We start from the raw sequence: 24221 nt of genomic DNA on the forward strand, positions 1-24221 counted from the left end.
ATGAATGAGAAACAGGTTAACTGCAATATGAAATATACAACGTTGGGCAGCAGCGGGCTGTCAGTCTCTGAAGTGTGCCTGGGTACGATGACCTGGGGCATTCAGAATACCCAGCAGGATACTGACGGGCAAATGGCTCTGGCACTGTCCAGGGGCGTAAACTTCATTGATACCGCTGAGATGTACCCGATACCGCCGAACGAGCCGACATCCGGTGATACGGAGCGTCAACTGGGCGACTGGCTGAGTCGCAATCAGAGCCAGCGTGAAGAGCTCATTATCATGACTAAAATCGCAGGCAGTGGTATCAGCTGGATTCGTAACGGCGATATTATCAACGCTGAGAATATTGGCATAGCCATTGAAGGCTCGCTGAAGCGTTTGCAGACCAGCTACATTGATGTGTACCAGTTGCACTGGCCGAACCGTAACTCGCCGCATTTCGGTAAACACTGGCCAGGCAAAGTGGATCCCACCACCTTCGATAAAGAAAAAGAAACTGAAGGAATGCGCAATATCCTCAGCGGTCTGAAAACCGCCATCGATGCCGGTAAAATCCGTCACTGGGGACTGTCTGACGACACACCCTGGGGCATTCATACTTTCTTGCGTTTATGTGATGAAATGGGTATACCGAAACCGGTATCCATTCAGAACGAGTTCAGCCTGCTGCACGGAAAGGATTTACCCTACCTGATTGAAATGTGCCACCTGGAAGATATTGCTTATTTGCCATGGTCACCATTAGCAACGGGAATGCTGGCCGGTAAGTATCTGGACGATGCGAGACCGAAAGGATCCCGCTGGACGTATGTTCAACGTCAGGGTCTGTTCCGTGATAAGCAGCCGGCCCACGATGCAACACGACGTTATGTGGAAATTGCTTCCCGTGCAGGGATTACACCTTCGCAACTGGCGCTGGCCTGGTGTCAGCAGGTACCGGGAGTCACTGCAACTATCATCGGAGCCACCACTGAAGCGCAACTGGCAGAGAACATTGATGCGTTTAATTTAACGCTGGATTCTGCCGTACTGCGCCAAATCGAAGACGTTTACAGAGCGTACCCTGTTCCTTTCTGAGGCATGACTGCCGCGTTCATTTCGCTGTCATAAATCCGCCATACACTTGCTTATCTGAACATAAGTGAGTGTATGCTTTATTATGACGCTATCCCATACCAACATGGAACCGACGGTTGCGGCAGGAACGCCACGTCATTCAATAAAAAACTGGTTTGTACTCCTTGCCCTGGTTTATCTGATGCTGCTGGCAGTATCGATGATTGGCAGTGGCTTTAAGTTTGCCACGGCTGACCATGCGCGGGGTTTATTCGAATTTGCCTCAAATCCGGTGATGGGCCTGATCATCGGCATGGTCAGTACCGCCCTCATTCAGTCATCCAGCACGGTGACCTCCATCATAGTTGCCATGGTTGCAGGCGGGTTGCCCGTACCTATTGCTGTGCCGATGATAATGGGAGCGAATATCGGTACCAGTATTACCAACACCATAGTGAGCCTGGGACACGTAGCCCGCAAAGATGAGTTCAGACGGGCATTCCATGCCGCGACAATTCATGATTTCTTTAATGTTATGTCGGTGATGATTTTCCTGCCGCTGGAAATGGCGACAGGGATATTAGAAAAAAGCAGTCAGTATCTTGTTTCGCTGCTGCAGATGGACAACAGTGTGGCAATGTCCGGTGTGAATCCGGTGAAGGCGGTTACTGAGCCGGTTGTACACTGGGTCACAGAGGGCCTGATGTTCCTGCCGTCTGTGTATCCCGGAGTCGTTAAAATTCTGCTGGGTGTTGTGCTGATCGTGGCATCAATCACACTGATGGGAAAAGTCATGAAAGTGCTTATGGTAGGCAGGGCGAAAGATATTCTGCACACCAGTATCGGCAAAGGGCCGGTATCAGGCATTACTTCAGGGGCCGTAATGACAGTGCTGGTCCAGTCATCGTCTACCACCACGTCACTGATGGTTCCGCTGGTGGGTAGTGGCATTCTGAAAGCCCGTGATATTTATCCGTTCACACTGGGTGCAAATATCGGAACCTGTATTACTGCGCTTATCGCTGCGCTGGCGGTGACCGGTCCGATGGGGGGGGTTGCCATGCAGATTGCGCTGGTGCATCTGTTATTTAATATCTTTTCAGTGCTGCTGATATTTGGCCTGCCCGTTTTGCGCAACATTCCTCTCAGTCTGTCATCATCACTGGCCAGCCTGGCAGCAGAACGTAAAATTTACGGTGCTGCTTATATTGCCGGATTGTTCTTTGTTATGCCGCTGTCTGTGATTTTCATTTCACAGTGATTTACATTCCGCCGCTTCACATCAAGCTGAAGCGGCCCTGTCATCCCCGCCGGAAAATGCAGATTACACCGCAAAAAGCTCGCAGAATCCGGGTTCATCAACAATAATTAAGTGACTGATTTTATTAAGTCACAGCAAAAACAACAAATGAGCCGGGTAAGGTTCGTATCCTCCCTGAATCGTAAGACTTTGGTCGCAACATTCACGATTTATAGGGTAATCCGCTGTAATTTGTCTCACAATGAAATTGTTTTGTTAATGTTAATTTTTCGTTAGAAGGTTGAGGGTGACGTACCTGTTCGTCCCTTCGCTTTATCCTCAATAAGAAAAAAGAACACCATTTAAAAACCAAATCTGATTTTAAAAATGAATCGGGAGAAAACACATGTATACACGCATTGCAGCCTCGTGCGCACTTATCCTGGCGGGTAGCCCTGTCTACGCTTATGATTTCAGCTTCAAAGGCATGATCAAAACGGAAGTCGTGACATCCAGTCAGGGTGTCGGCAGTTACGGAAGTACTTACAGTCATGTTGCACCAACACATGCACTGAGAACGGATATTTTCGGCGGTGCCCCTGCAACTGCGCAAGAAACGAATTATCTGGAATCCCAGTCTACTTCTTTCCAGGCTTCTCAGTCCCGTTTCTCCCTGAATATGAAGCACGATAAAATTCGCGGAGTACTTGAGCTGGATTTCATTGATGGTGAAGACGGCTTTACTAACCAAACCGCATTGCAGGCGCAGGAGCCAAGACTTCGTCTGGCAACGCTTTATTACGATTACAGCGATAATCTGACGCTGTTTGCCGGCCAGAAATGGTCTACTGCATCAGGGATCAAATCCAGCGGCAGCTACAACTGGGTTGGTAATGGTTACCGTGCAGGTAATTCCGGCTTCCTCGCCATGGAAGCGGGTGCAACTTACAAAGTTGATAACTTAACCCTGACCGGCGCAATCACCGGTAAGGGCCGTAACCTGAGTAGCAGCGGTGTGAATAATAATGAGCTGGGTGGTATGCCGGGCTTCGCTGTAGATGCTAACTACAAAATATCCGGCCACGTCATCGGTTTTGCGGCACACGTAGCCGAACTGGAGTTTGAAGATGAGCCGGGCTATGTTGAAGGCAGTAACCAGGATGGCAACCTCTTTAAAGTGTACACAACACTGAACTTCGGAGCGGTCAGCCTGAATGGTGAATACTACACCGGTGAAGCACTGAACAACCAGAATGCGTTGGGTGTAGCGCCGGCAGTGACATTAAGTGGCGGTGTGGTCAGCGAAAGCTTCTCAGAGAGTGGCTATATGATGTACGCAAGCTGGACGCCGGCAGCAGGGCATAACGTGAAAGTAGGTTACGGTAGTGCGTCGGTAGACTCCGGTGACCGTGATCGCCTGTCTGCAACCAGCCTGAACGAAAATACGACTGCCTATATTAACTATGGCTATCAGGCTACCGAAGGCTTAACCACTTTTGCTCAGTTAACTCACTTCGATACTGAGTATGGTTCTGACTTTGAAAGCTTCACAACCGTGGTTGCACGTGCTGGTGTGATCTTTAAGTTCTGAGGCAAATTTAGCGGCATCCTGCCACCCCGCCTGCTGTCTGCGTGATATTCACTATCAGTTGCGCAAATAGCCGGTGAGGGTGGCACGGTTTATCTGAATACTTTCAGCTTTTGTTCATCGGGTCTGTTAAGCAATTTATCCGGATTATCTTCTTTTACGCAGTCAGGTTAAAGGTAAGATAATTGTGACTTTTTCGTTATTTTTTCAAAAGAGGATGTATTCCTCTGAATTAAAAAACTGGCTGTTGGTCTATGAGACTAAGGTTGTATCTTTTTGTCTTAAAAGAGCAAAATCGCTAAGACCAAAGTCTCATTTTGCTTTACCTTAGAATGGCTACCCTGTTTAACAGACAATTATTACTGGATTAACATGACATCGGAGGCATTATCCATGACTGCCAGCAAGACGTATCCTGTACCGGACAACATTCTGGAAAACACGCATTTGACGCAAGAGCAGTATGATCAGATGTATAAGCGCTCTGTAGAAGACCCGGAAGGCTTCTGGGCAGAGTACGCTTCAACGTTAGAATGGTACAAGAAACCAACTAAAACCAAGAATACGGTATTTGGCGCAGATAACGTTTCAATCAAGTGGTTCGAAGACGGCGAAATCAACGCCAGCTACAACTGCATCGACCGCCATCTGGCGAAGAATGCAAAGAAAACGGCGTTGTTCTGGGAAGGTGATTCCCCTGAAGACAGCCAGGAAATCACTTATCAGGAACTGCATTACGAAGTATGTAAACTGGCAAACGGCCTGAAAAAGCTGGGTGTCGGTAAAGGCGACCGCGTTGCGGTATACATGCCTATGGTACCGCAGGCTGCTTATGCCATGCTGGCATGTGCCCGTATCGGTGCGGTGCATTCTGTTATCTTCGGCGGATTCTCGCCTAATGCAATCGCTGACCGTATTAACGACAGTAAAGCTAAAGTTGTTATTACTTGTGATGAAGGCCGCCGTGCAGGCCGTTCTGTCCCTCTTAAAGTGAATGTAGATAAAGCGCTGGCTAACGGTGCGTGCCCGTCTATCACTAATGTCATTGTACACAAGCTGACCGGCGGCGATGTTAACTACAACAGCGACGTTGATGTGGTGTGGGACGAGCTTACTGAAGACTGTTCAGCCCAGTGCGAACCGGAAGTCATGAACGCGGAAGACCCGCTGTTTATTCTGTATACATCAGGCTCAACCGGCACGCCAAAAGGTGTGGTGCATACTACCGGTGGTTTCCTGCTGTATTCATCTATGACCTTTAAGTACGCCTTTGATTATCGTGAAGATGACATTTACTGGTGTACAGCGGATGTGGGCTGGATCACAGGTCACAGCTATATGGTTTACGGACCGATGATCAACGGTGCTTCTCAGGTATTCTTTGAAGGTGTGCCTACTTACCCTGACGTACGCCGTATTGCTCAGGTAGTAGAAAAGTACAAGGTGAACAGCCTGTACACAGCACCTACTGCAATCCGCGCCCTGATGGCCCATGGTGAAGCGCCGGTGGAAGGTTGCGATTTGTCTTCTCTGCGTCTGTTAGGGTCTGTGGGTGAGCCAATTAACCCGGAAGCATGGGAATGGTATTACCGCGTGATTGGTCAGAGCCGTTGTCCCATTATGGATACCTGGTGGCAAACAGAAACCGGCGGCATGATGATTACTCCGCTGCCGGGTGCGACGCCACTTAAGCCGGGTTCGGCTTCCCGTCCGTTCTTTGGCATCCAGCCTGCGCTGTTTGATGCAGACGGTAATGATCTGGAAGGTGCCGCTGAAGGTAACCTGGTGATTAAAGACAGCTGGCCGAGCCAGGCCCGTACTGTTTACGGTGACCATGAGCGCTTTATCCAGACTTACTTCAGTGCCTACAAAGGCGTGTACTTTACCGGTGACGGTGCCCGTCGTGATGAAGACGGATACTACTGGATCACTGGTCGCGTGGACGATGTACTGAACGTTTCCGGTCACCGCTTAGGTACTGCTGAAATTGAAAGTGCGCTGGTGGCTCACCCTAAAGTGGCTGAAGCTGCGGTGGTGGGATATCCCCACGATATCAAAGGGCAGGGTATCTATGTGTACGTTACCCCTAACGAAGGTATTGAGCCGGACGAGGCGCTGACGAAAGAACTGCGTGCGTGGGTACGTCAGGAACTGAGCCCGATTGCCACACCGGATATGATTCAGTGGTCCCGCGGACTGCCTAAAACTCGCTCAGGTAAGATTATGCGCCGCATTCTGCGTAAGATTGCCGCTAACGAGCATGAGCAACTTGGTGATACCTCAACGTTGGCGGATCCTTCCGTTGTTGATACACTCATCGAGGAGCGCTTAAACAAATAAGGGAAAAGAATGATAACGCTGCTGATTGCTGATGACCATCCGCTGTACCGGGATGCACTGCGGGGAGCGTTATCGTTAACCCTGCCGGATCTCATTCTACGGGAAGCCGGCGATCTGACTACCACGGTCGATATCCTCGAAAAAGAAGATATCGACCTGCTTCTTCTCGATTTACATATGCCCGGCAGCCATGACATGTTTGGTCTGGTGCACATCCGTAAGCTTTATCCCGAGCTTCCTGTAGCCGTTGTGTCCGGTACAGAGGACGCTGCCATTATCTCTAAAATTGTCGGCGTGGGTGCGCTGGGATTCATTCCGAAAACAGCCAGTTCCGGCGATATCGCTAATGCTGTGCAGTCTATTCTTGACGGTGATATCTGGTTACCGGAATCGGTGAGTGAAAAGATTGAAGAGGTCGACGAAGCGTTTTCCGAACTGGCAGATAAAGTGGCGTCGTTAACACCTTCTCAGTACAAAGTGCTGTGTTACATGCGGGATGGTTTGCTGAATAAGCAAATTGGCTATAACCTGGATATCGCAGAGGCAACGGTGAAAGCACACGTTACCGCTATCTTTAAGAAGCTGGGTATTAACAACCGTACACAGGCGGTACTGATTGCCTCCCAGCTTGAGCTCGAGCCGCCGAAATAATTATCCGGCGGGACGTTTTTCCGTCAGAATAAACTCATGTTCCGGGTCTACAATAAAGCGCCCGTTCATGGCTTCTCTGCCAAACAACATAAGATAAGTCATTTCACGCCGGTCGGTGAGTGTTAACTGGATCCGCCAGGCTTCACCGGACATCACCACTTCCGTGTCGATAACATATCTGCGCTCCAGAGTTGCCGTGGAGCTTTTCACCTTTTTGCGGGCGACGACTTTCGCCTCACGGCGCACAATGCTGTCTACATTGTGAATGTCAGGATGAATATCGAAACTCACCCATAAATCGCCGTCACGGTCGAACTCGTCGATATTATCGACATGTAATGACGACGTTGCCGCCCCCGTATCGACCCGGATTGTCAGGTCGTTAATGGTCAGCTCGGGTAAATCACAATATTCCAGTGCACCTATCAAGCGTTTTTGTTGCTCTTGCATCAGTGTTCCTCTAACAAAGGTAGTCAACCTATGGTTGGGATTGTTCGGTTGTTACCAGGTTATCCTGTAGCAATTCTACGTGTTCAGCCACCGTGTCCGGTTGTTTGAAGTAGCCGATGTGATAAATCGCTTCGCCTTCCTGCGCCAGCGGAATATTCTGCTTACCTACAATTACACCATCCATAGGACTGTACATAATTTCCAGTACCTCACCGAAAGGATTGGAAATCGTCGCCAGCTTGTCACCTTTAACAATATGGTCACCTAACTGGGCGATATGATTCACCAGACCACTTTCCGGTGCCCGCACCCAGCCACTTTCTCTGGCAATAAAGCGCTTAATGTCGTGACCTTTACTGCGACTCTTGTTCAGCATGCCCACGTGGCGCATGGTGTTAATAATGCCTCTTACGCCGGCGCGGATAGAAAACTCGTCATAACGCAGTGCCTGGCCAGCCTCGTACAACAGTATTTTTACGCCATCTTCGCTGGCGGCCTGACGCAGACTGCCATCTCTCAAATCTGCGTTCAGTAATACCGGTACACCAAATGCTTTCGCCATCCCCAGCACTTCCGGATCATCCAGATTCGCGCGGATCTGCGGCAGATTACTGCGGTGTATGGCACCGGTATGCAGGTCGATGCCGATATCACACTTACTCACCACTTCTTTAAAAAAGAGGTTCGCCAGACGGCCTGCCAGAGAGCCTTTTTTGCTGCCGGGAAAGCTGCGGTTCAGATCTCTGCGGTCAGGCAGGTAACGTGACTGGTTCAGTACACCGTACACATTCACCATAGGAACAGCGATAAGTGTTCCGCGAAGCCTTTCAATAGCTTTGGAATGAATAAGACGGCCTACAATTTCAATGCCATTCAGTTCATCACCGTGGATAGCCGCCGACACGAACATAGTCGGGCCGGGTCGTTTACCACGTTTTACATAGACCGGAATACTCATGTTGGTAGCGGTATAAAGCGGCGGCATTTCAAGCTCAATCTTTTTGCTTTCGCTGGGCAGAATACGCTGACCACCAATTTCCAGTGCTTTTTCTGTCATTAACCTTTACCTCGTGTACGGGTGTTGCCCGGTTTTGCTGATTTGGCAATAAAGTCGATAATCATGCCCGCCACATCTTTTTTGGTGGCTGCTTCAATACCTTCCAGACCCGGTGACGAGTTTACTTCCATCACCACCGGTCCATGGTTAGAGCGGAGAATATCTACACCACAGCAATTCAGACCCATGGTCTTTGCCGCTGCAATAGCCGTTTTTCTTTCTTCCGGTGACAAGCGCACCAGACTGGCTGAGCCGCCCCGGTGCAGGTTAGAGCGGAATTCACCGGGCGCCGCCTGGCGTTTCATGGCCGCAACCACTTTATCACCGACAACGAAACAACGGATATCAGAGCCACCGGCTTCTTTGATGTATTCCTGGATCAGAATGCTGGCATTCAAACCCATAAAGGCCTCAATGATTGACTCTGCGGCTTTCTGGGTTTCCCCCAGTACCACGCCAATACCCTGAGTACCTTCCAGTAGTTTAATCACCACCGGTGCGCCACCTACGTTTTTAATCAGATCTTCAATGTTATCCGGATGATGGGCGAAGCCTGTACGTGGCAAACCAATGCCTTTACGGGATAGCAGCTGCAATGAACGTAATTTGTCCCGCGAACGGCTGATAGCAACCGATTCGTTAATACTGTAAGTCCCCATCATTTCGAACTGACGGACAACAGAGGTGCCGTAGAAACTGACGGATGCACCGATACGGGGTATTACCGCGTCATAGAACGGCAACCGCTTACCTTTGTACCTTACTGAAGGCCTGGCACTGGTAATATCCATGTAGCAGTGCATGGTGTCGATAATATCGACTTCATGGCCTTTCTCTCTGCCTGCTTCCAGTAGCCGGCGGGTGGAGTAAAGTTTAGGATTGCGGGACAGAATTGCGATACGCATAATTTTTATTACACCTGTAATGGTAGAATAAGGGCTGCTGCATCCGGCGAACAGGTGCGGATGAAAACACAGACAGACCAAAGCTTTAGTTGATAATATAATACGAACCGGACATAAGAGGTGATATAATTTTGCCTCTTTGTCATTTTCATTTTTTGTCGTGTCGATAACTCAGTATAGGGTACCCGGTCAGGGGGTGTCCGGTTTACTTTTTTCCGGTTTTTGCGCCCGCGAAAACGCGACAATTAACATCTGTTCAGGAACTTACCATGCAGTGGTTGGAACAAGTGACGCGCTGGCTGGAAGCTTACCAGACCAACGTGATTTGGACAGCGGTCATGCTGTTGCTTTATTTGCTGATGACCCGTTTTGCCATCCCCCGTCTCGAAAAGAATGTAGAAAAGAGTAAACTCAAATCTTCCAGTGCGCTGAAAGGGTTGTTTACTGCCAGAATTTTAAGTGCCACCGTCACTCTGGCGTTAATACTGATTGCCTGGGGTGTGGATATTTCCGGCCTGCTGGTGCTGTCTACGTCAATTCTTACCTTACTGGGTGTCGCCCTGTTCGCGAACTGGTCGCTGATCAGTAACGTTACCGCATACTTTATTCTGCTGACGAATGTGACATACCGGCGGGGGAACTATGTGCGTATTCTCGATGGCGACAACTTCATTGAAGGTTACATAGCCGACATCAATTTGTTCAACACCCGTCTGGTCACGCAGGATCGCGAAACGGTGCTGTATCCGAATAACCTGATCCTTACCCGGCCTGTTCTGGTTAATCCGAAGGGGCGCTGGGGAACATTGGGTAAGGTCACTGCCGCTAACGGTACGAACGTGCAATCAGCAGACAGCCAGACGCCGGTACAGCCTGTTCCGGCCACTTCACCCGTTCAGGGCGAGGGGCAAACCCCGCCCAAAGCGTAAATTTCTTCTCCGGAGCCAGCCGGCAATCTACTGCTGCCGTGGCTCTCTGCGGCTATCTTTTATATGCCGCGTCAAACTTTGTAATAACGCTCTCAGTTTGGCTGGTTTTAAAGGCTTGGTGAGGTAGTTCACGCCCTGTTCTTTACACTGTGCAATCAGACTTTCTTCATGATTAGCCGTTACCAGTGATGCCGGCACGACAATATCCAGATGCCGGCGGATAGCCTCAATCAAATCAAGCCCGTTCTGGCCCGGCCCTAACTGATAATCCATTAACAGAATTTGCGGCGAGAATATATCTGCCTGACGTATTGCGTCGTCCCAGTTATTCGCCAGCACGACTGTCACTCCCCATTTTTCCAGTAAGGTTTGAAGCGCATCCAGGTTCTCCTGCTGATCATCCACGCACAAAACACGGACCCCTCTGAAGGTTGAAGAGCGGCTCAGTTTGGCGGGATCAGTCTGACGGCGGGGCGACGCACGGCCCATGGTCAGGGTGAAACAACTGCCTTTGCCAGGCACAGAGGACACCTGTATCTTGCTTTGCATCTGCTGACTGAGTCTGCGGACTACCCCCAGACCCAGGCCAACACCGTGTTCTGCGGATTCGTGGGTACGGTAAAAGTCACTGAAAATCATGCCCTGTTGCTCAGACGAGATACCGATACCCGTGTCCCTGACTTCAATAAGCACACGATCACCCCTGGGGCGCACGGTGAGCAGTACCTTACCGGATTCTGTATACTTCACTGCATTTGACAGCAAGTTTTGCACAATACGGTACAAGAAGGTTTTGTCGCCGAGTACCCAGCAGTCCCGGATCCTGGCCCGTAACTGGAGACCTTTTTCCCTGGCCCGCATACCCATTTCGTCAGTCAACTGCGACAACAAGGCAGGCAGGTGTACAGCTTCCACAGAAGGTTTCAGCTCCCCCTGATCCAGACGGGATATGTCGAGCAGGGTGCCGATAAGCGCTTCACTGGAGGTGACAGAATGATTCAGCTTCGTAACGATATCTTTCACCGGTGCAGAAAGTTCAGCTTCTTCCAGCGCGGTCACATAAAGCTTCGCCGCATTAAGTGGCTGCAAAACATCATGACTGGCCAGCGCCAGAAAACGGGTTTTGCTGGCGTTAGCATCTTCTGCCGCTTTTCTTGCGCGGATAAGTTCTTTTTCTGCTTCAGAGCGGCGCTCTATTTCCAGTCTCAATTCGGCATTGATGGAGTGCACTTCTTCCGTACGCTTTTTAATTCTGGCTTCCAGGTTGATGTTCGACTCTTCCAGCGCCTGCTGAATTTCTATGTGACCGGTGATGTCATTGAAACTGGTTACAAAGCCGCCTCCGGGTAACGGGTTGCCGACCATTTCAATCACACGGCCATCACTGCGCTGGCGGGTAAACCGGTGAGGCGTACCGGAGCGTAAATGTTCCAGCCGTTTTTCTATCTGAATTTCCACATCACCGGCACCGAACTCACCTTTTTCGGCGTTATACCGCACCAGCTTTTCAATCGGCGTACCCACTGCCAGCATGCCGTCAGGATAGTTATATAACGCGGTATAGCGTTTATTCCAGGCAACCAGGTTCAGGTGCTTGTCTATCACACTAATCCCCTGGTCCATATTCTCCAGCGAAGTGAGCAGGGCAGTCATGTTGAACTGCATTGCCTGAGTCGTATCGTCGAAGAAGTTAATGATTTCGGTGAAATCCAGCTTCTTTCCTTTCAGGATGGAGTCGATTAACGCTTTAGCACTGGATGCACCGATTACACCGCCCAATGCCCGTTCGGAAAAGGCCATAAAAGATTCATCGGGCGTTTCGTCACGGTTAATTTTGCAGTGATTCAGTTGCTGATATTCTTCCACCAGTTGCTCACAGCGGCCGCTGCCCATAAACGTGGACAACAGAGTAATGAGGTCAGCAATTGTCACATGGGTGTTGTGCCGGCGGTTCGATGCCGTTCTGTTATCTGCCGGAGAAACGAAAGCTTCTGCCTGGATCCGGTCAACTAATCTTGCCGGGGCAAAGAGCGAGAAGCCGATGTAGGCAGCAAAATTTGCAGCAAGGCTGATTAGTGCCCCCTGGCTGATTTGTTCGTTTTGCTGCAATGTGGTCGCGCTGTCATTCACCAGCGGCAGCACCAGCCACAGCACCCAGGTAACAAGTCCGGCAACCAGACCGGCATACACACCATGAGCATGAGCACGTTTCCAGTAAAGCCCGCCAACAATGGCAGGAATGAGCTGGATAACCAGTGAAAAGGCTATCAGACCGATGGAGTGCAGTGAACGGCTGTTGGTCATTTGCTGGTGGTACAGAAAAGCCAGCAACAGAATAAGGCCAATGACAATACGCCGGATCAGCCTGATGCGCCGGCCATAATCTTTGTTGCCCGGATTACTGTGTTTGGTTAGCAGAACCCGCGGCAGGATCACGTCGTTTGTCAGCATGGTACTTAAGGTTAGTGTGGCAACAATGATCATGGCGGTGGCGGCCGACAGCCCGCCAATAAAGACAATGATCTGCAACAGCGCTGACTCCGAGTAAATTGCCATGCTCAGTACATAGGTATCGGGCTCCACATTCTGCCCTGCAAATATGGCTTTACCGGCAATGGCGATGACCGGAATGACTGCGGCGGTGATCCCCAGATACAGGGGAAAAAGCCAGCGTGCTGTTTTCAGGTGCCCCAGGCTCAGGTTATCTATAATTGCCACGTGAAACTGTCTTGGCAGGCACACTACCGCCGCGGCGGCCATGATTGTCTGGGATATAAAGGAGTAAGAGCCGAACTGCGACAGGGCTTCGTCGCTGAAAAAGGTATTGAACTGCTCAGGATTATCAGTGGCTTGCCAGGCGCTGTAACCCACAATGGCCACCAGCACCAGCGCGGTCAGTTTAATACTGGATTCGAACGAAATGGCCAGCATCAACCCCCGGCGGTACTCTGTGACATCGGTTTGTTTTGTGCCGAAATAAATCGCAAAGATCGCGATAAACAGGGTCGCCACAATAATGATGAAGTGGCTGTTCGGTTGCTGCGTCAGTAGCTGAAATGTTGAACCGATGGCCTTAAGTTGCAGTGCGATATAAGGAATGGTCGCCAGCAGTGCAATAAGTGTTACCAACAGCGCCACACCCTGACGTTTGCCATAGCGCGAGGCAATAAAGTCGGCAATGGTATTGATGTGCTGCTTTTTACTGACCAGCGTCATTTTATAAATAAACTTATAGCCCAGCACGTAAACCAGTACTGGCCCTAAAAGAATAGGCAGATATATCCAGGTGTCACGACTGGCAGATCCGACCGCACCAAAGAACGTCCAGGCGGTGCAGTAAATGGCCAGTGCAAGGGAATAGATAGCGGGATGGGAAGTCAGCCAGCGTGCGGTGGGTGAGTTCTTGTCTCCCCAACTGGCAATATAAAAAAGAAAAAACAGATAAACCAGTGCAAGTGAAACCCAGGCGAATGTCATGGCTTATATACATCCTTTTAACATGTCTGTATGTATTATACTCATTCTATAATCCTCCTACCTACGACCATGGTCTCATTCCTCGAAAGCCAAGCCGCGACTAGAGTATAGAAAAAGCGAGGCGCGACAGGGTTTTTGCGTGGTTTTTGACAAAAGTAAACAGAAAAAAGATTACTGAGGCCACACAAAAATCCGGTCGTTAGATAAATGTAAAAATAAAACATCCACTTAACCTGACATGAGGACGGAAAGATGGCATTTAGAAATGAAGACGACAAGCAGGCGTACTGGAAGGAGAATCTCTCCCTCCTCGCCAAATTGTTGGTGATTTGGTTTGTTGTGTCATTTGGCGCAGGCATCATTTTTGCCGATGCACTTAACCAGATCCAATTCTTTGGATTCAAACTGGGCTTCTGGTTTGCACAACAAGGTTCCATTTATGTATTCGTAGTACTTATTTTTGTTTATATGGCAAAGATGAATGCACTGGATAAAAAATACGGCGTAGACGAGGAGTAGGCCCATGGATGTTCAATTACTGACCTTTATCATCGTCGGCGCATCTTTCGCCCTGTATATCGCCATTGCGATTTGGGCCCGTGCCGGTTCAACTAACGACTTTTACGTAGCAGGTGGTGGTGTACCCCCTGTCATGAATGGTATGGCGACAGCCGCTGACTGGATGTCTGCTGCCTCATTCATTTCCATGGCCGGTTTGATTTCCTTTATGGGATACGACGGTGCCGTTTACCTGATGGGCTGGACCGGTGGATACGTACTGCTGGCACTTTGTTTAGCACCTTACCTGCGTAAATTCGGTAAGTTCACTGTACCGGATTTCATCGGTGACCGCTACTACTCGCAGACTGCCCGAACCGTGGCGGTATTCTGTGCCATTTTCGTTTGCTTTACTTATGTAGCAGGGCAGATGCGCGGTGTGGGTGTGGTATTCAGCCGCTTCCTCGAAGTAGATATCGTAACCGGTGTGGTTATTGGTATGGCAATCGTATTCTTCTACACCGTACTGGGTGGAATGAAAGGCATTACCTATACACAGGTTGCTCAGTACTGCGTTCTGATTTTCGCTTACCTTGTACCTTGTGTGTTCATCTCCATGATGGTTACCGGTCATATCCTGCCACAAACTGCATTTGGCGCCACACTGGCCGACGGGTCGGGGATGTATATGCTGGAGAAACTCGATAGTCTCTCGGTGGAACTGGGCTTTAATGAGTATACCAGCGGCACTAAGAGTACCATTGATGTGTTCTTTATCACCTTCGCCCTGATGGTAGGTACAGCCGGTCTGCCACACGTTATCGTTCGTTTCTTCACCGTACCTAAAGTACGTGATGCCCGTAAATCCGCTGGCTGGGCGCTGCTGTTCATCGCCATCCTGTATACCACTGCGCCGGCACTGGCTTCCTTCGGTCGTGTAAACATGATTGAAACCATTAACGGCCCTGATATGGCGGGTACTGATTATGCTGAGGCTCCGGCGTGGATTAAGAACTGGGAAAAAACCGGCCTGATCACCTTTAAAGATAAAAACGGTGACGGCAAAATGTTCTATGCAGCGGGTAGCATTGATGATCCGGCCAGCAAGAACGAAGTGAATGTTGACCGTGACATCATGGTACTGGCTAATCCTGAAATTGCGAATCTGCCGGCATGGGTTATCGCTCTGGTTGCTGCTGGTGGGGTAGCTGCGGCGCTGTCTACCTCTGCGGGTCTGTTGCTGGTAATTTCCACTTCAGTGTCCCACGACCTGTTGAAACGTAACTTTGCACCGAATATTACCGATAAGGCTGAGCTGTTCTATGCCCGTCTGGCTGCCGGTGTGGCGATTGCAATTGCAGGTTACTTCGGTATTAATCCGCCGGGCTTCGTAGCACAGGTGGTCGCCTTTGCCTTCGGCCTTGCTGCCTCCAGTTTCTTCCCTGCTATTATCATGGGTATCTTCAGCAAGCGCATGAATGGTGCAGGGGCAATCTCTGGTATGGTAGCGGGAATTGCGTTCACTGCGGCTTATATCATCTACTTCAAGTTTGTGAACCCCGCAGCGAATACGGCTGATAACTGGTGGTTCGGTATCTCACCTGAAGGGATTGGTACGCTGGGTATGATTGTTAACTTCGTGGTTGCCTTCGTTGTCTTCAAGATGACCGGTGAAGCGCCTGAAGAAATCCAGCAAATGGTAGAGGATATCCGTTATCCAAAAGGTGCAGGTGAAGCGTCAGCGCACTAAAACCTGTTGCACTTAACTACTGACGACAGAAACTGTAAAGCTCACCCTCAGCGGTGAGCTTTATTCTTTTTGAGGATTAAACAATGAGCGTTGTGCCACAACAAGTCACAGACTTTCTGAAAACCTCTGCACCTTTTGATCAGTTGAATGAAGAAGAGATGATTCATCTGGCGAAACAAGCCAGCCTGATTTACCTCACTGCTGACAATACAGAGACGTTGCTGAAAGAAAATGAAGGGCGGTTGTTTCTGATCCAGAATGGTCAGTTTTCGGTGAAAGACGCAGAGCAGAGTGAACGTCACCTCAGCGAGGGAGACTATTTCGGTTATCCCAAATTGCTGGATAACATAGATTACCCCTTGTCGGTAAAAGTCGATAAACCCGGGCTGGTGTATTGTTTCACCGCTGCTGCGTTTCACCGTGCCCTGAGTTTCCCTGCGATTGCTGATTTCTTTCACGGTACCCGTACCGGCGCATTGCAAAATCAGGCTGTCGTAGAATCTAACTCCATGTGGCTCTACAAGGCACTGCATGAGGTCATTGAACATGAGCCTGTTCAGGCGGCAGAATCTGTCAGTATTCAGCAGGCCGCGCAAATCATGTCGGAAAACAAAGTGTCTTCTTTGCTGATCACCCGTGATGAAAAGCTGGTGGGTATCGTAACCGACAGAGATCTCCGCAACCGTGTGGTGGCAAAAGGCGCTGATATTTCTCTGTCTGTCGCTGACATTATGACAGCCACGCCGGCCATGATTCATCAGTACCGCACCATGTTCGATGCCATGGCACTGATGAGTGAGCGTAATATCCATCACCTGCCGGTGGTGGACCGGAACAGCCGTAAACCGCTGGGAATGATCACCGCATCAGATATTGTCCGTCATCAGCGGGGTAACGTGCTTTATATCATCGGTGAATTGTCGAAAGCCGATAACCTTTATGAACTTACCCGCCTGTCCTGGCAAATGCCACACTACTTTGCCACCCATGCAAAACGGCCCGGTGACTTTGATATTGCCGGTAAAGTATTGTCTCAGGCAACGGATATTATGACCCGCAAACTGATACATTATTACCAGCGGGAACGCGGACCGGCACCGTTGCGGTACAGCTGGGTGGTGTATGGTTCCCAAGCCCGTGAAGATCAAACAATGGGTTCGGATCAGGATAATGGTCTGTTACTGGAAACCACGCCGTCTGACAGCCAGGCAGACTACTTTGCCGGCATGGCGGACTATGTATGCAATGGTCTGGCGAAGTGCGGTATCAAGTTATGTGACGGCAATATCATGGCATCGAATCCGGAATTGCGTTTGTCACTGGCACAGGCTGAGAAGGAAGCCGGTGAATGGGTCAGGCAACCTACGCCTAAAGCGATTATGCATTTCAATATTTTTCTGGATGCCCGCTGTGCTGCGGGAGACGCAGAGCTGTTCAGAAAGATGCAACTTGTCAGAGTGCCGCTTTTGAAGCAAAAGATGTTTCTGGCTGCGCTGGCGCGTCACAATAATGATATTCCCGTCCCTCTCTCGATGTTTCAAAAATTTGTTTACGAGAAAGGTTACGAAGAAAAGGATGTGATTGATTTGAAGGTTAAGGCCATCGCAATCATCAATAATCTTGCCCGCATTTATGCGCTGGCAAACGGCTTAACCATGCCCTCTACACTGGCACGGCTGGCGGCATTGCCGTCAGGTTCCGGATTGTCGACTAAAGATGCGCAAAATCTCCGGGATATCTGGCTGTTTCTGAACCGTCTGCGCTGGCGTCATCAGTTGTCCGGCAATGTCACAGACAACCGGGTATCAGTATCTTCATTGTCATCCATAGAAAAGCATCAGCTTAAAGCCGCGTTTAAGGCTATCGACAGAGCGCAGCAGGGTGCGGTGATGAATTTCTCCGGAGGCATGAGCTGAGCATGCTGAGTATGTTAAAGCGCTGGTTGGCTGGAGCCCCGCCACTGCCGGAAGGCTGGGCGGAGAAGTCGCTGGCAACGCTGCCGTTACTGGCCGTTGATCTGGAACTGACATCACTGGATGTCCGTGAAGCGCAAATTACCTCTGCCGGCTGGGTAGAAGGACGGGGAAGTCACATAGATATCAGCCGTTGCTTTTATTCAGTTGTCAGAACCCGTGCGGATCTTGCCCAAAGCCCGGTCATCCACGGTCTTACCGGTGCCGACATAGCGCAGGGGGCGCATATTAAAGAAGTACTGGAGCAACTGGTCGGTTATGCCGGAACGCATTTGTGGGTATGTCACAACGCTAATCTGGATTTAAGCGTGTTACAGGCGGCATTGTCGGCTCAGCAAATATCCTGTCCGCCGGTGGTGGTACTGGATACGTTAAAGCTGGCAGTCTATCAACTTAAAAAGCACCATGAAGTACTGCCGCCAAACAGTGCAACGTTAACGGTTTGCCGGCAGCGCCTGGGGTTACCTGCTGCACCAGCTCACAATGCGCTGGATGATGCTATGGCAACCTTGCAACTCTGGTTTGCGCAAAATCAGGTGCTGAATGGCGGGAAAGTAGTCAGTGTTGGCGATTTACTGCACACTCAGGCCATTTCTTGCAAAAAAATGGAAAAAAACTGAATTTGTTGATTGACAAAGACACCGAACATCCGTAAATTGCGCATCCACAACGAGACGGGGCAAACGCCCGATACACAAAGTCTCTTATGCCCAGGTGGTGAAATTGGTAGACACGCTAGCTTCAGGTGCTAGTGCTCTAACGGGCGTGGCGGTTCAAGTCCGCCCCTGGGCACCATTTTTTATACTCTTCTTTAGTAAATTTCAAAGCAGTACAATCTATATTCTCAGCAACCTGCTGATATTCTACAAAAAATTCATTATTTGTCTGTTTTAGTTATTCTTTTAGCTGTTTCAGCGCAAATTACTTATAAACTTATTATTTTGTTCCTTTTGTTTTGATAGCGGAAACGCTTGATTCCCCGCCGTATTATTAGACGAAAGTTCAGTGATTAGTCATGTTGGTCATAACAGCTTATCGAAAACTATACTTTATAAAACTGTCATATCGGTAATATCATTGACATTAACCAATGGGTTATTGGATTTATAAATACTTAATAATTTTACCGGAAATGGTCAGCAGAACTCCTTCTTCACTACATTCAGCACTCTTTTCACTGCATCTGTATAAGTATGCCTTTTCCGGCCTTGCTTTTATCAGTCTGATGCTGGTGACGTTCAGCTATTCGCCGTTTAACCTGGTCACTGAAGATGTGCTTGCCAGTGGAAGCGTGGTGGATGTAGCCGGCTACCGGGAAGAAAGTCAGTTTGAAAAAACAAAATCAGGCTACGTTCTCGACTGTTCTGTGTCTGAGCCAAGGTTATTTGAATTATGTGGTTTAACATTCAAATACATTGCCGCGGATAACACTTCATCACTGCCTTCATATGCGAATCTGGACGAAGTTGAAATAGATGCATTCATTGAGACAGATAACCCGGGGGCTCAGCACCGCGCCGGTGTGACATTTATTTCGCTGAGGGATGACGTTGAGTACGACGAAGACGATCTCAGTACCAAGCGCTTTCAGTCCGTCTATTTTTTACCTGATGACGGCGTACAGCTTATTAACCGTGATCGCATCGTGGTGGATGCCTGGTGGGAAAAGCACTATCAGGTACCCTACGACATCGCGGCAAGTGATTTGTCTGCGGTAGCCAGTATTTTGGTGTCGGTTGAAACGTTGAATCAACTGGATCCCGGACGCTATAAACTGTATCTCAATAGTTTCTTGTTAAAACATCACATCATTACACCTGCATCGGTGAATTTGTTTCTCGCACTGATTTGGCCGGCGGTAATGCTGGTTTTTCTGTGTCACTTTGTTGTCATCAAGCGGGTAGAAATGCAAAAGCTCCAACTGCTCGCAGACAGAGACCCCGACTCGGGATTTATTAACCTGAATGGTCTTAAGCGACTGTATCCGGGTAAGCTGAATAGCCCGCTGACGATTGTGAATATCAGAGTGAGGAATTACCTTGCCCTGCAACGGGAATTCTCAAAGGAAACGGTCACATCACTGATTAAAGCCACATTTGGTCCTTTCACTCAGGACAAACACCGTGAAGCATTTCTGGTCCGGAAGCAGGATGAGAATATCCTGCTGGTGCTGAAAGACTTCGACGAGGCTTTCTTCGGTAGTTTAATCTCGGCTTCCCGGAAAGGGGTGAATATTCCTTCTCTGGGGCATTTAAGACTGGATGTAAAGCTGGGGATTGCCCGTGGTGAGAGAGGGATGACTGTTGATGAGTTACTCGCTCAGACGACTATTGCCATCGACGCGATCATGGACAACGAGCTTGGCTATAAAATTTATCAGCCTGAACTTAAGAAAGAGTATCGTCAGGCGAGATTCGTTGAGCAGGAACTGCGGATCGCACTGGCGAACAAAGCCTTTCATCTGGTCTTTATGCCTGTTTACGACAGTGAGGAAAACCGGATTGCCGGTGCAGAAGTGTTGTTGAGAACGTCCCATTTGCCCCTTAAGAGCTTTTCTCCCGAAGTTTATATCAGAGTGGCAGAAAAGGCCGGACTCATTCGTGAAATAGACTTCTGGGTGCTTGAGCAGGCTATTCTGGCATTACAGAAGATCCAGCAGCCGGATTTTGTCTTATCGGTAAACATTTCTTCAACAGAGTTGATGGATACCCGGTTTGCGGAAGAGCTCAGCAGGCTGATTGACCAGTGTCATTTCAGGCCGGGCAGTCTGTGTCTGGAAGTCACAGAAACCTTCTTTATTGATGTAAATACCATCTGTTTTGAATCTATTCAGGCCATCCGGAATCTTGGCGTTAAGTTATCGCTGGATGACTTCGGTACTGGTCATGCTTCTCTTCAACATTTGCTGAATATGCCGGTTAATGAAATTAAAATTGACCGAAGTTTTGTGTGGACGCTGGAGAGTGAAAAAAGTGCAGTGATTGTGGATGCTATCGTGTCGATTGCCCGCATATGTCAGTATGACGTAGTTGCAGAAGGGGTGGAGACCGCAGAGCAGCTGGATAAACTTATTGCATTGGGTTGCCGTTATTTCCAGGGTTACCTGATTGCAAAACCGGACTCACTGGATGCACTGTTGCGCTTTTGTCATGAAGTACGACATAGCCCTGCGATGATTCAGAAAATAAGGGCTACCGGTTAGCGGTATCCTGATGCCGGAATTCAGGCGGCGGGGTTACCGGGAGCCGTTATGTTCAGTATGCGCCGGATTTCCGCAATCACATCTTCAATTTGATCTGCAGTGACATGCTCCGGCGCTGTTTTCAGGGTCTGATCAATTTGCTGCAGTGTGTAAAACAGTCTGGTGGCACCCACTTCTCCGGCAGATCCTTTCAGTGAATGCAGTGCAAGGTGCTGATCTGCTAACTGGTCTTGCGGCAGTGCTTCCAGCATGGTCAGCATCTCCCCGGCCTGCTCAGTAAACATGACCAGCACTTTGTTATACAGGCTGTGATTATTTGCCAGCCGCGATAATGCGGTTTCTTTATCTAATACCGGAAAGTCATTCATCCTGCACCTACCCGTGATTCTCCGTCCGGACCGACAAACGCATAGGAGTTACGGCCGTTTTCTTTTGCCAGATATAAACACTTATCGGCCGCAAGCATGGTTTCATCAACCATGTCTGCAGAGTTCGGGTGATAAGTTGCAGCACCGGCACTGACGGTTAAAAAACCGGAAGGAGACAGGGCGTGAGCTATATGCTCAGTACTCACTGTCTGAAGTATGCGCTCACATACTGTTTGCGCGCCTTCTTCATGGGTGCCCGGCAGGATAATCAGAAATTCCTCACCACCTACCCGAACTAACCTGTCCATCGGTCTTAGCAGTGAGCCTTTCAAAGCCTTGGCAATTTTCCACAAGCAGGTGTCACCTTCAATGTGGCCATACTTGTCGTTGTACTGCTTGAATAAATCAATATCGAAAATCGCAATCGAGAGCGGTGTTCCTGTGCGATCAGCCTCTCTGACAATATCCGGTAAGCTTTCTTCAAGATAATGCCTGTTAAAGCAGCCTGTTAGCCTGTCGGTATAAATAAGCTGCTCAAGCAAGTCAGTTTTTAGTTTATGGGCCAGGTGAGACTTTACGCGATTTATCAGTGTGGTGGCATTAACCGGCTTTTGCACAAAATCCACGCCACCGGCATTCCAGCACTTTTCCTGCTCCTCATCTGACACTGAAGCAGTAACAAAGACGACGGGAATATGCTGGGTTTTGGGATTGTTAGCCAGTTGACGACACGCTTCGTGGCCATCCATATCGGGCATAAAAACATCCATAAGGATTAAATCAGGCAGGGTTCTGCTGCAAAACTCCAGGGCTTCTTCTGCACTGGCAACAGAATCACAACGGGCCACGTTCTCCAGCAACGTCGACATGACCAGACGACTTGACGCCTGGTCATCAACGATAAGAACATGACAATCTGCCAGTGAGCGGGAAGTCGACCGGATTACCACCTGATTACTCCTTTGGTTGTGCTCATTCGACCACTATAAATGCCACATTAACGGCAAGCCAAATTTAAGTACAACTTTTTTTTATTTTCTATGAACGGATTATTTAGCCAAATCCGTGTACAACTTTATATCTGTATGCTCTGCCACCGCAGCAACATATTGTGCCAGTTCATCGGGCATCGCCAAATCTTTAACCATTGTCAGGTTTCTTAAAACCGGGAAAACAAAGATATCATTCCATCCCAACTGGTTCATTTGCTGAGCCGGCAAAGGGGGCGCAGGCATATCTGCCAGTACCACTTCAACTGCCTTTTTATACTGCTCTGTATTATCGAAAGCCTCTTCAAATGACATACCGAGGGATTTCTCTTTCTTGTTCCTGAAATACTCGCGGGCTTCTTCTGTTGCAAACTCCGGCTGCTCAATCATGACATTACGGGGAAACAGCAGCGCGTTTATTTCAAACGAAACGGATTCCATGTGTTTGGTATATTTTTCCGGTTCTGTCTTCGGTAACAACTTTTCCCCCGCAGGAGCCATTTCAATCAGCTTTTCGACAATATCCAGGCTTTCACCCATGGCCGTGCCGTCGTCAAATTCCAGAATAGGAACCATTTTTGCGCCGATGAGTTTGTGACAGGTCGCTTCATCATCGTTAAGCAAATAAGACTTTTTATGCTCTATGCCCAGATAGTTAGCTGTCATGTCTGCGCGGACACAATAGGGGCAGTGCAGGTACTGATGTAATGTAGGCATTGTTACTCCGTAATCCGGTAGTGAATTGTAGACTATATTGAGAATGATACTTCTTTAAGTTTGATTTTTCTGTCAATACGCGACAAACACACGTCTGTTCGACGTGATATCGTATATTATTTGATACTACTACTGGTGTTTACGGGCAGAACAGAAAAAAGTTCGCCGTCCCGGAGGGGTTGACGATATGCTGGAACTGATAGCGTGGGTCAGCCGGAAAATAAGATCAGTGAGGGGCAGGGGGCAACCCGGTCAGCGTTGCCCTTCCAGTTCCTGCCACAATGCAGCCAGTTGTTGACTGACCTTGTGTGAAGGCGCGAAATACGGAAGCGGAATACGTTTCGAATGGGACTCTTTCACTTTTACTGTACTGTTAATTTTGCTGTCCAGCACAGGTAAGGATTTCTCTTTGAGTGAAGCAATCAGTTCTCCCGGTAACTTTGCCTGCGGGTTAAACTGATTAATGATGATGCCCTCCAGTTCCAGCTCCGGATTATGATCGGTACGCAATTCCAGAACGTTGTCGAGCAGACGGTCGATGGCCTGAACAGAGAAGTCATCGCAGTCAAAAGGGATAATGAAGCTGTCTGCAGCAATTAATGCAGCCTTGGAATAGAAGTTGAAATTGGGCGGCGTATCAATGTACACGCGGTCAAAATCTTCCTCCAGCGTTGCCAGTGTTTCCTTCAGCTTAAACATCTTATAACGGGTTTCCAGTTCCCGCTCCAGCTCGGTAAGGCTGGGATGGGCGGGTAAAACAGACAAGTTTTCAAATGCTGTTGGTCTGACAAAAGCCGATGGCGGCTGAGGTTTGGAAAACCAGCCAACCACCTGTTTAAACATATCTGCAACAGTGAGGCTGTCATCGTTTATATCCACCCCGCAGTAATGCGTACTGTTTCCTTGGGCATCTAAATCGACCAGCAGCGTTCTGAGCCCGTTTCTGGCACTTTCCGCGGCTAAATTAGCACTGATAGTCGACTTTCCCACGCCCCCTTTCTGATTGAACACGACACGTTTCATTAGAT

19 protein-coding genes and 1 tRNA gene are annotated in these 24221 nt (G+C 49.1%); 12 read left to right on the plus strand and 8 right to left on the minus strand.

The window, feature by feature from the left end:
• The first annotated feature begins 27 nt into the window (after window positions 1-27).
• The 5 genes from ACXAG2_RS12360 (at window position 28) to ACXAG2_RS12380 (ending at window position 6878) form a co-directional block, all read left to right on the plus strand.
• Window positions 28-1080 (plus strand): aldo/keto reductase, encoded by a 1053-nt coding sequence (locus ACXAG2_RS12360; RefSeq protein WP_474867396.1) that lies wholly within the window; start codon window positions 28-30, stop codon window positions 1078-1080.
• A gap of 103 nt (window positions 1081-1183) precedes the next feature.
• Complete coding sequence (locus ACXAG2_RS12365; protein ID WP_474867617.1) at window positions 1184-2320, plus strand: Na/Pi symporter; 1137 nt, start codon at window positions 1184-1186, stop codon at window positions 2318-2320.
• Window positions 2321-2705: 385 nt separating this feature from the next.
• Window positions 2706-3890 carry a hypothetical protein gene (locus ACXAG2_RS12370; RefSeq protein ID WP_474867399.1) on the plus strand — a complete coding sequence of 395 codons (1185 nt, stop codon included), beginning with the start codon at window positions 2706-2708 and terminating at the stop codon, window positions 3888-3890.
• Between the two features lie 390 nt (window positions 3891-4280).
• Window positions 4281-6227 (plus strand): acetate--CoA ligase, encoded by a 1947-nt coding sequence (acs, locus tag ACXAG2_RS12375; protein WP_119502609.1) that lies wholly within the window; start codon window positions 4281-4283, stop codon window positions 6225-6227.
• A gap of 9 nt (window positions 6228-6236) precedes the next feature.
• Window positions 6237-6878 (plus strand): response regulator transcription factor, encoded by a 642-nt coding sequence (locus ACXAG2_RS12380; protein WP_119502608.1) that lies wholly within the window; start codon window positions 6237-6239, stop codon window positions 6876-6878.
• Here ACXAG2_RS12380 and ACXAG2_RS12385 read toward each other — a convergent pair whose 3' ends face one another.
• From ACXAG2_RS12385 to rimK, 3 genes are read right to left on the minus strand one after another with little or no spacing between them, the layout of a single operon-like run.
• On the minus strand, window positions 6879-7328 hold the full coding sequence (locus tag ACXAG2_RS12385; RefSeq protein ID WP_119502607.1) for an ATP-dependent zinc protease family protein: 450 nt from the start codon (window positions 7326-7328) through the stop codon (window positions 6879-6881).
• A gap of 28 nt (window positions 7329-7356) precedes the next feature.
• A complete protein-coding gene (locus tag ACXAG2_RS12390) occupies window positions 7357-8385 on the minus strand; it encodes a succinylglutamate desuccinylase/aspartoacylase family protein (protein WP_474867402.1) in 1029 nt (342 codons plus the stop codon).
• Complete coding sequence (gene rimK, locus ACXAG2_RS12395) at window positions 8385-9290, minus strand: 30S ribosomal protein S6--L-glutamate ligase (RefSeq protein ID WP_119502605.1); 906 nt, start codon at window positions 9288-9290, stop codon at window positions 8385-8387. Before rimK ends, ACXAG2_RS12390 begins: the two co-directional genes overlap by 1 nt.
• 269 nt (window positions 9291-9559) lie before the next feature.
• On the opposite strand from rimK, the gene ACXAG2_RS12400 reads away from it, so the two are divergent.
• On the plus strand, window positions 9560-10219 hold the full coding sequence (locus ACXAG2_RS12400; RefSeq protein WP_474867404.1) for a mechanosensitive ion channel domain-containing protein: 660 nt from the start codon (window positions 9560-9562) through the stop codon (window positions 10217-10219).
• A 27-nt stretch (window positions 10220-10246) separates the two neighbouring features.
• Here the strand turns inward: ACXAG2_RS12400 and ACXAG2_RS12405 are convergent, their stop codons facing one another.
• A complete protein-coding gene (locus ACXAG2_RS12405) occupies window positions 10247-13696 on the minus strand; it encodes a PAS domain-containing hybrid sensor histidine kinase/response regulator (RefSeq protein WP_474867406.1) in 3450 nt (1149 codons plus the stop codon).
• A gap of 252 nt (window positions 13697-13948) precedes the next feature.
• On the opposite strand from ACXAG2_RS12405, the gene ACXAG2_RS12410 reads away from it, so the two are divergent.
• The 6 genes from ACXAG2_RS12410 to ACXAG2_RS12435 all read left to right on the plus strand — a co-directional run bounded on the left by ACXAG2_RS12410 (window position 13949) and on the right by ACXAG2_RS12435 (window position 21119).
• Complete coding sequence (locus ACXAG2_RS12410) at window positions 13949-14215, plus strand: DUF4212 domain-containing protein (RefSeq protein WP_303574923.1); 267 nt, start codon at window positions 13949-13951, stop codon at window positions 14213-14215.
• A gap of 4 nt (window positions 14216-14219) precedes the next feature.
• Window positions 14220-15944, plus strand: coding sequence for a sodium:solute symporter family protein (locus tag ACXAG2_RS12415; RefSeq protein WP_119502601.1), 1725 nt, complete (start codon window positions 14220-14222; stop codon window positions 15942-15944).
• Window positions 15945-16027: 83 nt separating this feature from the next.
• Entirely contained in the window at window positions 16028-17860 is a 1833-nt protein-coding gene (locus tag ACXAG2_RS12420; protein ID WP_474867410.1) for a DUF294 nucleotidyltransferase-like domain-containing protein, read from the plus strand.
• Window positions 17861-17862: 2 nt separating this feature from the next.
• A complete protein-coding gene (locus tag ACXAG2_RS12425) occupies window positions 17863-18537 on the plus strand; it encodes a 3'-5' exonuclease (protein WP_474867412.1) in 675 nt (224 codons plus the stop codon).
• A gap of 88 nt (window positions 18538-18625) precedes the next feature.
• Window positions 18626-18712, plus strand: a tRNA-Leu gene (locus ACXAG2_RS12430).
• Window positions 18713-19049: 337 nt separating this feature from the next.
• A complete protein-coding gene (locus ACXAG2_RS12435; protein WP_474867415.1) occupies window positions 19050-21119 on the plus strand; it encodes an EAL domain-containing protein in 2070 nt (689 codons plus the stop codon).
• Between the two features lie 20 nt (window positions 21120-21139).
• Here ACXAG2_RS12435 and ACXAG2_RS12440 read toward each other — a convergent pair whose 3' ends face one another.
• From ACXAG2_RS12440 to ACXAG2_RS12455, 4 genes are all read right to left on the minus strand, one after another.
• Entirely contained in the window at window positions 21140-21487 is a 348-nt protein-coding gene (locus ACXAG2_RS12440; protein WP_474867417.1) for an Hpt domain-containing protein, read from the minus strand.
• On the minus strand, window positions 21484-22437 hold the full coding sequence (locus ACXAG2_RS12445) for a GGDEF domain-containing response regulator (RefSeq protein ID WP_474846186.1): 954 nt from the start codon (window positions 22435-22437) through the stop codon (window positions 21484-21486). Before ACXAG2_RS12445 ends, ACXAG2_RS12440 begins: the two co-directional genes overlap by 4 nt.
• A 99-nt stretch (window positions 22438-22536) precedes the next feature.
• A complete protein-coding gene (gene grxB / locus ACXAG2_RS12450) occupies window positions 22537-23193 on the minus strand; it encodes a glutaredoxin 2 (RefSeq protein ID WP_474867420.1) in 657 nt (218 codons plus the stop codon).
• Between the two features lie 252 nt (window positions 23194-23445).
• Window positions 23446-24216, minus strand: a complete 771-nt coding sequence (locus ACXAG2_RS12455) for a ParA family protein (RefSeq protein WP_474867422.1) — start codon at window positions 24214-24216, stop codon at window positions 23446-23448.
• Window positions 24217-24221 lie beyond the last annotated feature (5 nt).

Source organism: Alteromonas sp. ABH4_456 (genome assembly GCF_056160645.1).

Excerpts from the sequence above, each read along its gene's own strand:
- ACXAG2_RS12360 (WP_474867396.1), top strand. The coding sequence starts at position 28 with ATGAAATATACAACGTTGGGCAGCAGCGGGCTGTCAGTCTCTGAAGTG.
- ACXAG2_RS12365 (WP_474867617.1), top strand. The coding sequence starts at position 1,184 with ATGGAACCGACGGTTGCGGCAGGAACGCCACGTCATTCAATAAAAAAC.
- ACXAG2_RS12370 (WP_474867399.1), top strand. The coding sequence starts at position 2,706 with ATGTATACACGCATTGCAGCCTCGTGCGCACTTATCCTGGCGGGTAGC.
- acs (WP_119502609.1), top strand. The coding sequence starts at position 4,281 with ATGACTGCCAGCAAGACGTATCCTGTACCGGACAACATTCTGGAAAAC.
- ACXAG2_RS12380 (WP_119502608.1), top strand. The coding sequence starts at position 6,237 with ATGATAACGCTGCTGATTGCTGATGACCATCCGCTGTACCGGGATGCA.
- ACXAG2_RS12385 (WP_119502607.1), bottom strand. The coding sequence starts at position 7,328 with ATGCAAGAGCAACAAAAACGCTTGATAGGTGCACTGGAATATTGTGAT.
- ACXAG2_RS12390 (WP_474867402.1), bottom strand. The coding sequence starts at position 8,385 with ATGACAGAAAAAGCACTGGAAATTGGTGGTCAGCGTATTCTGCCCAGC.
- rimK (WP_119502605.1), bottom strand. The coding sequence starts at position 9,290 with ATGCGTATCGCAATTCTGTCCCGCAATCCTAAACTTTACTCCACCCGC.
- ACXAG2_RS12400 (WP_474867404.1), top strand. The coding sequence starts at position 9,560 with ATGCAGTGGTTGGAACAAGTGACGCGCTGGCTGGAAGCTTACCAGACC.
- ACXAG2_RS12405 (WP_474867406.1), bottom strand. The coding sequence starts at position 13,696 with ATGACATTCGCCTGGGTTTCACTTGCACTGGTTTATCTGTTTTTTCTT.
- ACXAG2_RS12410 (WP_303574923.1), top strand. The coding sequence starts at position 13,949 with ATGGCATTTAGAAATGAAGACGACAAGCAGGCGTACTGGAAGGAGAAT.
- ACXAG2_RS12415 (WP_119502601.1), top strand. The coding sequence starts at position 14,220 with ATGGATGTTCAATTACTGACCTTTATCATCGTCGGCGCATCTTTCGCC.
- ACXAG2_RS12420 (WP_474867410.1), top strand. The coding sequence starts at position 16,028 with ATGAGCGTTGTGCCACAACAAGTCACAGACTTTCTGAAAACCTCTGCA.
- ACXAG2_RS12425 (WP_474867412.1), top strand. The coding sequence starts at position 17,863 with ATGCTGAGTATGTTAAAGCGCTGGTTGGCTGGAGCCCCGCCACTGCCG.
- ACXAG2_RS12435 (WP_474867415.1), top strand. The coding sequence starts at position 19,050 with ATGGTCAGCAGAACTCCTTCTTCACTACATTCAGCACTCTTTTCACTG.
- ACXAG2_RS12440 (WP_474867417.1), bottom strand. The coding sequence starts at position 21,487 with ATGAATGACTTTCCGGTATTAGATAAAGAAACCGCATTATCGCGGCTG.
- grxB (WP_474867420.1), bottom strand. The coding sequence starts at position 23,193 with ATGCCTACATTACATCAGTACCTGCACTGCCCCTATTGTGTCCGCGCA.
- ACXAG2_RS12455 (WP_474867422.1), bottom strand. The coding sequence starts at position 24,216 with ATGAAACGTGTCGTGTTCAATCAGAAAGGGGGCGTGGGAAAGTCGACT.